The organism is Bradyrhizobium elkanii USDA 76 (assembly GCF_023278185.1).
Classification (GTDB): Bacteria; Pseudomonadota; Alphaproteobacteria; order Rhizobiales; family Xanthobacteraceae; genus Bradyrhizobium; species Bradyrhizobium elkanii.
In genome coordinates, this window is the sequence record NZ_CP066356.1 from 6,368,905 (window position 1) to 6,380,250 (window position 11,346).

Genomic DNA, 11,346 nt, shown 5'->3' on the forward strand with positions numbered 1-11,346 from the left:
GCTGACGCGCGTCGATCTGTTGCCCTATCCGCAGCTATCGAATGGCGCGGCGAACAAACGTGAGCACCGCTGCAGCGCACAAGACGTGCAACGGCGACCGTCGATCTGGCGTTTGACGTAGCTAACCATGATTGCACATTGCACGCAATAGCCAAAAGTTCGTTGGCAGCGGTGCGTAAATGCCTGCTACCAACGACCACGGCGCGATCACGTGTTAGTGTGACCGGCGGGCAGTCATCGATGTCGATTCCAAGAGCGAAATCGCAGACCAGACGGAAGCAGCCGGCCTACGCGCTGATTAAGAGCGCATTGGCAAAGCACATCCGCGCCGGTGACGTACCACCTGGCACGGTTCTTTCCGAATCGGCGATCGCGACCTTGTTCGGCTCCAGCCGCTCTCCGGTGCGGCAGGCTTTCGAACAGCTCGAGCATATCGGCCTGGTGCGCCGGTTCGACGGTCGCGGCGTCATCGCCGGCAAGCGCAAGGTCGACCCTCGGCGCGTTCCGATCACGCCGGAAATGTTTGGGCTGACCGACGGCCCCGTCGACGCCGTGCGCAGCGACGCCTGGGATACTCTCTACTACAAGCTCGAACGTGAGATCATTTACCGGTCGCTGTTCGGACGTTTCCGCGTCAGCGAGCTCGCATTGGCGCGGCATTTCCGGGTGGGGCGCACGGTGGCGCGCAACCTGCTGTTACGTGCGCAGGCGATCGGCATCCTCGAGAAGGGCGCCAAGGCGCACTGGTACGTGGTGCCGTTGGACGAGGACCGCCTCCGCGACATCTTCGAGGTGCGCGCAACGCTCGAGCCGCTGCTCCTTAAATCCGCGACGGCGACAATTCCTGCCGCCCTGCTCGACCGGATGGCGGAGCGGCTGCGCGAGGGGATCCGGCACCGCGACCGCGTCGGCGTCGGCGAACTCGATGAGATCGAAGGCGACCTCCATATCCGCTGCCTGGGTTACGGCGCCAATCGCGAGATGATCGAAGCCCTCAAGCGCACCCACTGCGCGTTCGTGATCGGCAAGCACATCCAGGTCGCCCTGACCGCGCCGCAGATCGATTCCTTCATGGACGAGCATCTGGTGATCATCGAGGCTTTGCGCACGCGGGACGGCGACGCCGCGGCGGCGACCTTGCTCCGCCACATCGAATGGTCCCACTCGAAGGTTGCGGGCTGGATCGCCGAATTCCGCGCCATCAACGTGATTTCGCGCGTACCCTACATGGCCTGAGCCGCGAATGCCGCGCATGATCGCAGCTACTCGTCAGCCTCGACCTCGGCGTCATCGGCCGAGCCCATTCCGGCCAGGCTGGCTTCCAGTGCGCCCAGCATCTCCTGCAATTCGGCAAGCTTGCGCGCCCCGAAGCGCCGGGTGATCTCGGCATAGATCGCCTCCGACGTCGGCGCCACCGCCTCGATCAGCTTCAACCCCTTGGCGGAGATCGACACCACCGCGCGCCGCGCGTCGTTCTCCGCCGCCTTGCGCTCGATCAACGCGCGGCCCTCGAGATCGCGAAGGATTCGCGACAGGCTCGGACCGAGCAGAAACGCCATGTGGGCGAGCTCGGTGACCTCGATCTCGTCGACCGCGGTGAGCGCGCGCAGGATCCGCCATTGCTGCTCGGTCAGCCCGTGATTGCGCAGCGACGGACGGAATTGCCGCATCACCGCCTCGCGCGCGCGGAGCAGCGACATCGGCAGCGAGCGCGAGAACTCGCGCATCGGGGTCCGTCGCGCCGCCGCGTCGTCGCCCTGCCCCGGCCGAATGTCGCTCGAATTTTTGCGCGCCATTACCTAATCCTGCGCAACGAAATTTTGCGTTGCAACATGCCTCGATTCAGTTTGCGGGAATTCACTTAACATGTTAATCATCTCCCGACATCCACTTTTGTGTAGCACGCATGGCCCTCTCCAAGGACGATATCCGCGCTGCCGCCGAACGGCTCGACGGCGCGGAAAAGACCCGCAAGCAAATCCGCCAGCTCTCGCTGGAATACCCCCGCATCACCCTCGAAGACGCCTACGCGATTCAGAAGGCCTGGGTCGAGATGAAGGTGGCGCAGGGCCGCGTCGTCAAGGGCCACAAGATCGGCCTGACCTCGAAGGCGATGCAGAGCGCGCTCAATATCGACGAGCCCGATTCCGGAATCCTGCTCGACGACATGTTCTTCGCCGACGGCGGCCCGGTGCCAAGCGACCGCTTCATCGCAACCCGCGTCGAGGCCGAGCTCGCCTTCGTGATGAAGCATCGCCTGGCCGGGCCGAACTGCACGCTGTTCGACGTCCTCAACGCCACCGACTTCGTGGTGCCGGCGCTGGAGATCCTGGATACCAGGGTCGAGCGCGTCGATCCCGAGACCAAGGCGACGCGCAAGATCTTCGACACCATCGCCGATAACGCCGCCAATGCCGGCATCGTGCTTGGCGGCCGGCCGATCCGTCCGCTGGATGCCGATCTGCGCTGGATCGGCGCGCTGTGCTTCCGCAATGGCCAACTCGAGGAAACCGGCCTGGCCGCTGGCGTGTTGAACCATCCGGCGACCGCGGTGGCGTGGCTGGCCAACAAGATCGCACCGAACGGACTGGCGCTGGAGGCCGGCCAGGTCGTGCTGGCGGGCTCCTTCATCCGTCCGATCGAGACCCGCAAGGGCGACACCATCCAGGCTGACTACGGACCGTACGGTTCCGTAAGCTGCCACTTCGCCTGACGCCTTCAGCAGGAGCGCTGCATGCCGCATTTCACGCTTGAATACTCCGCCAATCTCGACGATCTCGTCGACATGGGCGCGGCGGTCGAACTGGTCCGCAGGGCCGCGGTTGAGACCGGCATCTTCCCGCTCGGCGGCATCCGCGTCCGCGCCGTCAGATGCGAGCACTATGCGATCGCCGACGGCCGCGAGAATTACGGCTTCCTCGACATGGTGTTGCGGCTCGGCGAAGGCCGCGATCTCGCCACCCGCAAGAAGGCCGGCGAGCACATCTTCAAGGCGCTGTCGGCCCATCTCGATCCGGTCTTCGCCAACAGCAAATTCGCGTTGTCGTTCGACATGCAGATCAACGACAAGGAAACCAGCTGGAAGCGCAACAACATCCACGATGCACTGAAGGTGGAGACGGTCAATGGATAAAGCGACAGCGAAATCGTCAGCCGACGTGTTCCAGGCCAACCGCGATCGCGCCGGCCCGCTGCTCTCAAAGCTGAAGGCCGAAGGGATCGGCCATGTGATCGACGGCAAGATCGTGCCGGCGGCCTCCGGCCAGACTTTTGAGACGAAATCGCCGATCGACGGCACGGTGCTGGCGACGGTCGCACGCGGCAATGCCGAGGATATCGACCGTGCCGCGGCCGCTGCGTCCAAGGCCTTCAAGGCCTGGCGCGACATGCCGGCGGCGCAGCGCCGCAAGCTGCTGCATCGCGTCGCCGATGCGATCGAGGCGCGCGCTGACGACATCGCCGTGCTCGAATGCATCGACACCGGCCAGGCGCACCGCTTCATGGCCAAGGCCGCGATCCGCGCGGCGGAGAATTTCCGCTTCTTCGCCGACAAATGCGGCGAGGCCCGCGACGGCCTCAACACGCCTTCGGAAGAGCACTGGAACATCTCGACCCGCGTGCCGATCGGGCCGGTCGGCGTGATCACGCCGTGGAACACACCGTTCATGCTCTCCACCTGGAAGATCGCGCCGGCGCTCGCGGCCGGCTGCACGGTGGTGCACAAGCCGGCCGAATGGTCGCCCGTCACCGCCGATCTGCTGGTCAAACTCGCAAAACAGGCCGGCATCCCCGACGGCGTACTCAACACCGTGCACGGCTTCGGCGAAGAGGCCGGCAAGGCGTTGACCGAACACCCCGCAATCAAGGCGATCGGCTTCGTCGGCGAGAGCGCGACTGGCTCGGCGATCATGGCGCAGGGCGCACCGACCTTAAAGCGGGTGCATTTCGAGCTCGGCGGCAAGAACCCGGTGATCGTGTTCGACGATGCCGATCTCGACCGCGCGCTCGACGCCGTCGTGTTCATGATCTACTCGCTCAATGGCGAGCGCTGCACGTCGTCGAGCCGGCTGCTGGTTCAGGAGAGCGTCGCCGGGAAGTTCATCGAGAAGCTGACCCAACGCGTGAAGGCGCTCAAGGTCGGTCACCCCCTCGATCCCGCCACCGAGATCGGGCCGTTGATCCATGAGCGGCATCTCGCCAAGGTCTGCAGCTATTTCGACGTCGCCAAGAACGACGGCGCCACGATCGCAGTCGGCGGCAAGCCGCATGACGGCCCCGGCGGCGGCCACTATGTGCAGCCGACGCTGGTGACCGGCGCAAACGCAAAAATGCGCGTCGCGCAGGAGGAGGTGTTCGGCCCGTTCCTGACCGTGATCCCGTTCAAGGACGAAGCTGACGCCATCGAGATCGCCAACGGCGTGCAATACGGCCTGACCGGCTATGTCTGGACCGGCGACATGGGCCGCGCGCTGCGCGTGGCGGATGCGCTGGAAGCAGGTATGATCTGGCTCAACTCGGAAAACGTCCGCCATCTGCCGACCCCGTTCGGCGGCATGAAGTCGTCAGGCATCGGCCGCGACGGCGGCGACTATTCGTTCGACTTCTACATGGAAACCAAGCACGTCTCGCTCGCGCGCGGGACGCACAAGATTCAGAAACTGGGAATTTGATTGCGCGTCGTTCCGGGGCGGCGCGTAGCGGCGAACCCGGAACCTCGAGATTCCGGGTCCGGTCCTTCGGACCATCCCGGAATGACGGACACAAATTGAGGAAACACCGATGCCCGTTCCGACGCACGTTTTCGATCCGCCGTTCAACATCATCCGCTGCAGTCACGCCGTGCTCGACGTCACGGATCTCGACAAGAGCGCCGCCTTCTACGAGAAGACCATCGGCCTCCACATCGAGGACCGCGACGACAAGTCGGTGTATCTGCGCGCCAGCGAGGAGCACCAGCATCACTCGGTGGTGCTGCGCAAAGCACCGAAGGCGGCCTGCAACCGGCTCGGCTTCAAGGTCGGCAATGACGGCGACCTCGACAAGGCGGCTGCCTTCTTCTCCGAAAACGGCATCGCCTATGCCTTCGTCGACCAGCCGTTCCAGGGCCGCACCCTGCAATTCACCGATCCGTTCGGCTTTCAGATCGAGCTCTACGCCGCGATGGAGAAGCGCCCGCATCTGCTGCGGCGCTACGATCTCTACAAGGGCTGTCATCCGCAGCGACTCGACCATTTCAACGTGTTCGCCGCCGAGGTGCAGGACACCGTCGACTTCTACGCCCGGCTCGGCTTCCGTCTCACCGAATATGCCGAGGAGGACGGCGACAACGGCCGCATCGCAGCCGCCTGGATGCACCGCAAGGGCAACGTCCACGACTTCGCGATCACCAACGGCCGTGGCCCGCGCCTGCACCACATCGCCTATTGGGTGCCGACCGCGATGAACATCGTGCATCTCTGCGACGTGATGGCCTCCTCCGGCTTCCTCAAGAACATCGAGCGCGGCCCGGGCCGGCACGGCATCTCCAACGCCTTCTTCCTCTACATCCGCGATCCCGACGGTCATCGGATCGAGCTTTACACCAGCGACTATTTCACCGGCGATCACGACCATGAGCCGCTGCGCTGGTCGCTGCGCGATCCGCGCCGCCAGACGCTGTGGGGCGCGCCTGCGCCGCGCTCCTGGTTCGAGGAAGGCTCGACCTTCGCCGGCCAGGCGGTGCGCGAGCCGCGGTTCGTCGCCGACGTGCTGGTTGCGGATTGAAGACGAACGCAACGAACACCACGTCGTCCCGGCGAAGGCCGGGACCCACAACCACCGAATAGGGTTGCCGAAAGAATGTCTAGCCGCGTACCCATTCCGATGGCTGCGGCGTATGGGTCCCGGTCCCCGTGCGCAACTGCGCACTAGGCCGGGACGACACCAATGAATGGATTTCCGATGTCAGCCCCTCGCCTCGCCACCTATTCCGTCAACGGCGCCACCAGCTACGGCGCCGTCACCGACACCGGCATCGTCGACCTCTCGTCGCGCTTCGCCAAGGACTATCCGACGCTGCGCGAGGCGATCGCCGCCGGCGCGCTGAGCAGGCTCGTGGAAGACGCCGCCAGGCGCGCACCCGACCATGCGCTCGACGCAGTCGACTGGCAGCCGCCGATCCCGGCGCCGGAAAAAATCATCTGCATCGGCGTCAACTACCCGGACCGCAATGCCGAATACAAGGACGGCTCGGACGCGCCGAAATACCCCAGCATGTTCCTGCGGGTGCCGCGTTCCTTCGTCGGCCACAACACGCCGGTGGTGCGGCCGCGCATCTCGCCGCAGCTCGACTATGAGGGCGAGCTGGTGCTGGTGATCGGCAAGGCCGGCCGGCACATTGCGGAGAGCGCCGCGCTCGATCACATCGCCGCGATCACGCTCTGCAATGAAGGCACCATCCGCGACTGGGTGCGCCACGCCAAGTTCAACGTCACCCAGGGCAAGAACTTCGATTCCACCGGCAGCCTCGGTCCGTGGATCGTGCCCTACACCGGTGAAGCGCAGATCGCCGATATCCGCCTGACCACGCGGGTGAACGGCGAGACCCGCCAGGACGACCGCACCTCGCGCTTGATCTTCGGCTTCCGCTACCTCATCAACTACATCTCGACCTTCACGACGCTGGTTCCAGGCGACATCATCGTCACGGGGACGCCGACCGGTGCAGGTGCGCGATTCGATCCGCCGCGCTACCTGAAGCCCAGCGATGTCGTCGAGGTCGAGGCCGAAGGCGTCGGCATCCTGCGCAACAACGTCGTCGACGAAGCTACCTAACCTCGCAAGCAAAGTGGACAGTGCCATGACCTCAACATCCGGCGGCGAAGCGATCGTCAACGGCCTCGTCGCCCACGGCGTCGACACCGTGTTCGGCCTGCCCGGCGCGCAGATCTATGGCCTGTTCGATGCCTTCCACCAGGCCCAGCTCAAGGTGATCGGCGCCCGGCATGAGCAGGCCTGCGGCTACATGGCGTTCGGCTATGCGCGCTCCAGCGGCAAGCCCGGCGTGTTCAGCGTGGTGCCCGGCCCCGGCGTGCTCAACGCCTCGGCGGCGCTGCTCACCGCATTCGGCTGCAACGAGCCGGTGCTGTGCCTGACCGGCCAGGTGCCGACGCAGTTTCTGGGCAAGGGCCGCGGCCATCTGCATGAGATGCCGGACCAGCTCGCGACGCTGCGCACCTTCGTGAAATGGGCCGACCGGATCGAATATCCTGACAACGCGCCCGCGCTGGTGTCGCGCGCGTTCCAGGAAATGCTGTCGGGCCGGCGCGGCCCGGCTTCGCTGGAGATGCCGTGGGATGTCTTCACCCAGCGCACTCAGGTCGCAGCCGTCAAGCCGTTCGATCCGTTGCCGGCGCCGCAGCCCGATCCGGACCGCATCAGGGCGGCCGCCGACCTGATCGCCGGCAGCAAGGCGCCGATGATCTTCGTCGGCAGCGGCGCCATCGAGGCGCGCGAGGAGATCCTTGAATTGGCCGAGATGATCGACGCGCCGGTCGTCGCGTTCCGCAGCGGCCGCGGCATCGTCTCCAACGCGCATGAACTCGGGCTCACCATGGCTTCGGCCTACAAGCTCTGGCCGAAGACCGATCTGATGATCGGCATTGGCACGCGCCTCGAGCTGCCGACCATGTCGCGCTGGCCCTACCAGCCGGCCGGACTGAAATGCGTCCGCATCGACATCGATCCGGTCGAGCTGCGGCGCTGGCCGGCTGATGCTGGTGTGATCGCGGACGCCAGGGCCGGCACCGCCGATCTCGTCGCCGCTGTGCGCAAGGTGGGCTACCGCAAGACCTCCGGCCGCCGCACCGCGATCCGCGAGGCAACGGCCGCGACCGAGCAGGAGATCCAGCGGATCCAGCCCCAGATGGCCTATCTGAAGATCCTGCGCGAGGTGCTGCCGGCCAACGCCATCGTCACCGACGAGCTGTCGCAGGTCGGTTTCGCCTCCTGGTATGGCTTTCCGATCTACGAGCCGCGAACCTTCGTCACCTCGGGCTATCAGGGCACGCTCGGCTCGGGCTTCCCGACCGCGCTCGGCGCCAAGGTCGCCAACCCGAACAAGCCGGTGGTCGCGATATCAGGCGACGGCGGCTTCATGTTCGGCGTGCAGGAACTCGCCACCGCCGTGCAGTTCAAGATCGGCGTGGTGACGCTCGTCTTCAACAACAACGCCTATGGCAATGTCCGCCGCGACCAGCGCGAGCGCTTCGATGGCCGCGTCGTCGCCTCCGACCTGGTGAATCCGGATTTCGTGAAGCTTGCAGAATCCTTCGGCGTCGGCGCCGCGTGCGTCACCTCGCCCGACCACTTCCGCCCCGTGCTGGAGAAGGCGCTGGCCGACGGCGGGCCTTACGTGATTTCGGTAGAAGTCCCGACGGATTCGGAAGTCAGCCCTTGGGCGTTCATCCACCCGGCGCGGAATAACTAAGCCAAACGCTCGTCATTCCGGGGCGCGCGCAGCATCGAACCCGGAATCTCGAGGTTCCCCGATGCGCAACTGCGCATCTGCGGTTCGCGCTGCGCGCGCCCCGGAACGACGGTGAAGACTAAGCCTGCTTCACGCGTTGCAGCCGTGACGCGGCGATCACGAGCAGGCCGGCGCCGGCGACCGACCAGCAGGCGACCGGCGCCCAGTGCACCAGCGGCGCATAGTCCGGCATCTTCTGCAGGCCGCCCGCGACTGCCGCCATCCGCGCAAAGGTCGCAAGCGCCAGCGCCGAGAAGACGAGGCCGGTGACCTTGCCTTCCGCGCCGGTCTCCCCGATCGCGAGCGCAGCAGACACCGCGCTCATCAGCATGCAGCCCCAGGCGGCCCCCGCCATGAATTGCGCCACGATCAGGCCATTGAGGCTTCCGGCGATCTCCGCGGCGACGATCGCGAACGCGCCAAGCAGTCCCGCTGCGCCCATCACGACCAGGCCGCCGCGATGCTTGACGACAATGCTCGCCGGGAACATCGCGATGTTGAAGCCGATCCAGAACACCGGCATCAGCCATTGCAGATCGCCCGCTTTGGCAAAGCGCAAATAGAACGGCGCGCTGTTGATGTTGAAGTGCAGCTGGTAGCCGAGCGACAGCAGCACCATCGATCCGATCAGGAACATCGGCACCGCCCCGAGCCGCTTGGCCGGGGGCACAAGCCGCGCCGGCTGCGCCTCCGCCGCGATGCGGCGCTCGATCCCCGAGAAGGCCAGCGCGGTCAGCAGCAGCACGGCGCCCGACAGCACGAACGGCAGCCGCGCATCCTGATTGCGCAGCACGACGCCAAGATAGGGCGAGACCGCGCCCGCGATGCCATAACCGAGCATCGCCAGCGCCGCGAGGAACGGGACCGAGGGTTGCGCGCGATACTTGCCGAGCAGCGTGAGCGGCGGCGCACGCAGGGCCGACGACGTCACGGCCCAGATCACGATCAGCACGATCAGCCAGACCTTTGCTCCCGGCCCGGTGCCGGCCACGTAAGGCAGCGCGATGAAGGCGGCGCAGGAGATCGCGGCAAGGATACCGACGAACAAGCCAAGGCGGCCGACCAGGCTCGAAATCCTGTCGGCGGCCATGCCCATCGCCGTGTCGGTGACGGTGAAGATGCCCTGATCCATCATCAGGATCAGGATCACGGTCGCCGGCGCGATGCCGACATCGGCGCACAGCTTCGGCAGATAGATCAGGTAGGTGGTCCAGCCCAGCGTGAACACGAGCTGCAGCACGGCGAGATAGACGCCGGTGAGGTTGACGGCGCGGTCGGCCTTGGTGGTCATGAGCCAAGTCTAGACCACCCGCCCGATTTGCGGGAGGGGAGTCAGCGCACCTTGCGGAAGGTCAAATTGATGCGCTGGCGGTCGAGCATGCTGTGCTCGCCGTCGGCGAGCGGTGCCACGCCGTGATAAAATAACCGTGACGGTCCGCCCCACACCGCAACATCGCCATGCTCGAGCCGATAGCGGCGCGGCGTGTCGCTGCGCTTCAGGCCGCCGAACAGGAAGATCGCCGGCAACCCGAGCGAGATCGACACGATCGGTGCGCGGTAGTCGAGCTCGTCCTTGTCCTGATGCAGCGACAGTTTTGCGCCGGGGACGTAGCGGTTGATCAGGCAGGCCTCAGGCGCGAAGCCGTTGAAGCCGGCTTCTTCAGCGGCGCCGGCGGCAAGCCTGCGCAACACCTCCGGCATTTCAGGCCAGGGCTGCCCCGAGTCGGGATCGATCGGATCATAGCGATAGCCGCCGGGATCGGAGACCCAGCCGAGGCTGCCGCAATTGGTCATCGCGACCGACATGCGGTGGCCGCCCGGCGTGATCAGATGCCGGAACGGCGCCTGCTTGACGATGACGCGCAATGCTGGGATCAGCTCGGCCTCGAACGGCCGGACAAAGCCGCGCAGCAGCACCGCGCCATCCGCGATCGTCTCGCGCGACGGCCGTGCATCGCCAATTGTCTCGAACAGATCAGCGGCCACGCCTCTCTCGCACTCACTTCGCGTCGTGGAAGATCACACCAACGGTGTGGCGGTGGCCGGAGCGAATCCGGCTGACGCCGTGGCGCAGATTGACACGATACGGTCCGCGCGTCCCCTGCACCGGGCGATGATGCACGGCAAAGGCCACCGCATCGCCCTTGGTCAGCGGCACCACCTCGGGCCGCGACTGCATCCGCGGCCGCTGCTCGGTCAGCACGAATTCGCCGCCGGTGAAATCGCGCCCCGACTGCGACAGCAGGATCGCGACCTGGATCGGAAACACGTGCTCGCCGTAGAGATCCTGGTGCAGGCAGTTGTAGTCGCCTTCGCCATATTGCAGCAGCAGCGGCGTCGGCCGCGTCTGTCCGGCGTCGTGGCAGCGCTTCAGGAACACCGCATGCGACGTGGGATATCGGATCTCGATCCCCATCGTCTCGTTCCAGCGATTGGCTGTCGCGGTCAGCCGCGCATAGAGCGCGGGCCGAAGCTCCGCGATCAGGTCCGGCAGCGGATACGAGAAATATTTGTACTCGCCGCGGCCGAAGCCGTGACGGCCCATCACGATCCGGCTGCGGAACTGGCTGTCGTCGGGATAGAGCGCGGCGATGGCATCGCATTCCTCAGGTGTCAGCAAGCCGTTGAGGACGGCGCAGCCCTGCCCGTCGAGATCGGTCGTGATCCGGTCCCAGTCGAGCGCGTCGACGCGGGCGAGAATGCCGGGGGCTGGGCGGGTGATGGTTTTGGCTGTTGCTGTCATGGGACGGAATCTGGCCCCTGATTGTGGCCCGCGCCACCCGATTTCCGATCGAAATTGCGGTGTCGTCCCGGCGAATGCCGGGATCCATGACCACCGT

Annotated in this window: 11 protein-coding genes; 7 read left to right on the forward strand and 4 right to left on the reverse strand. The window is 65.7% G+C overall.

Annotation, left to right across the window (positions count from 1 at the left end; genetic code table 11):
* Positions 1–240 precede the first annotated feature (240 nt).
* Entirely contained in the window at positions 241–1,236 is a 996-nt protein-coding gene (locus JEY66_RS30700; RefSeq protein ID WP_018270568.1) for a GntR family transcriptional regulator, read from the forward strand.
* A gap of 26 nt (positions 1,237–1,262) precedes the next feature.
* Here JEY66_RS30700 and hpaR read toward each other — a convergent pair whose 3' ends face one another.
* Positions 1,263–1,796, reverse strand: coding sequence for a homoprotocatechuate degradation operon regulator HpaR (hpaR, locus tag JEY66_RS30705; protein ID WP_016841144.1), 534 nt, complete (start codon positions 1,794–1,796; stop codon positions 1,263–1,265).
* 110 nt (positions 1,797–1,906) lie between these two features.
* Between hpaR and hpaH the strand changes: the two genes are divergently transcribed.
* From hpaH to JEY66_RS30735, 6 genes are all read left to right on the forward strand, one after another.
* Positions 1,907–2,713, forward strand: coding sequence for a 2-oxo-hept-4-ene-1,7-dioate hydratase (gene hpaH, locus JEY66_RS30710; protein WP_018270567.1), 807 nt, complete (start codon positions 1,907–1,909; stop codon positions 2,711–2,713).
* Positions 2,714–2,734: 21 nt separating this feature from the next.
* The gene (locus JEY66_RS30715; RefSeq protein ID WP_016841146.1) at positions 2,735–3,133 is read left to right on the forward strand and encodes a 5-carboxymethyl-2-hydroxymuconate Delta-isomerase; all 399 of its coding nucleotides are present in this window, start codon (positions 2,735–2,737) and stop codon (positions 3,131–3,133) included.
* Entirely contained in the window at positions 3,126–4,670 is a 1,545-nt protein-coding gene (gene hpaE / locus JEY66_RS30720) for a 5-carboxymethyl-2-hydroxymuconate semialdehyde dehydrogenase (RefSeq protein ID WP_018270566.1), read from the forward strand. The genes JEY66_RS30715 and hpaE overlap by 8 nt, the downstream gene beginning before the upstream one ends.
* A gap of 109 nt (positions 4,671–4,779) precedes the next feature.
* Positions 4,780–5,763, forward strand: coding sequence for a 3,4-dihydroxyphenylacetate 2,3-dioxygenase (gene hpaD, locus JEY66_RS30725; protein ID WP_016841148.1), 984 nt, complete (start codon positions 4,780–4,782; stop codon positions 5,761–5,763).
* Between the two features lie 177 nt (positions 5,764–5,940).
* Positions 5,941–6,813 carry a fumarylacetoacetate hydrolase family protein gene (locus JEY66_RS30730; protein ID WP_018270565.1) on the forward strand — a complete coding sequence of 291 codons (873 nt, stop codon included), beginning with the start codon at positions 5,941–5,943 and terminating at the stop codon, positions 6,811–6,813.
* Positions 6,814–6,838: 25 nt separating this feature from the next.
* Positions 6,839–8,467 carry a thiamine pyrophosphate-dependent enzyme gene (locus JEY66_RS30735; protein ID WP_018270564.1) on the forward strand — a complete coding sequence of 543 codons (1,629 nt, stop codon included), beginning with the start codon at positions 6,839–6,841 and terminating at the stop codon, positions 8,465–8,467.
* A 118-nt stretch (positions 8,468–8,585) separates the two neighbouring features.
* On the opposite strand, the gene JEY66_RS30740 is transcribed toward JEY66_RS30735, so the two are convergent.
* From JEY66_RS30740 to JEY66_RS30750, 3 genes are read right to left on the reverse strand one after another with little or no spacing between them, the layout of a single operon-like run.
* A complete protein-coding gene (locus tag JEY66_RS30740; RefSeq protein WP_018270563.1) occupies positions 8,586–9,797 on the reverse strand; it encodes an MFS transporter in 1,212 nt (403 codons plus the stop codon).
* A 41-nt stretch (positions 9,798–9,838) separates the two neighbouring features.
* Positions 9,839–10,492: a DNA oxidative demethylase AlkB gene (gene alkB / locus JEY66_RS30745; RefSeq protein WP_018270562.1), complete on the reverse strand. Its 654-nt coding sequence runs from the start codon at positions 10,490–10,492 to the stop codon at positions 9,839–9,841.
* Between the two features lie 13 nt (positions 10,493–10,505).
* Positions 10,506–11,249 carry a 2OG-Fe(II) oxygenase gene (locus JEY66_RS30750; RefSeq protein WP_016841153.1) on the reverse strand — a complete coding sequence of 248 codons (744 nt, stop codon included), beginning with the start codon at positions 11,247–11,249 and terminating at the stop codon, positions 10,506–10,508.
* Positions 11,250–11,346 lie beyond the last annotated feature (97 nt).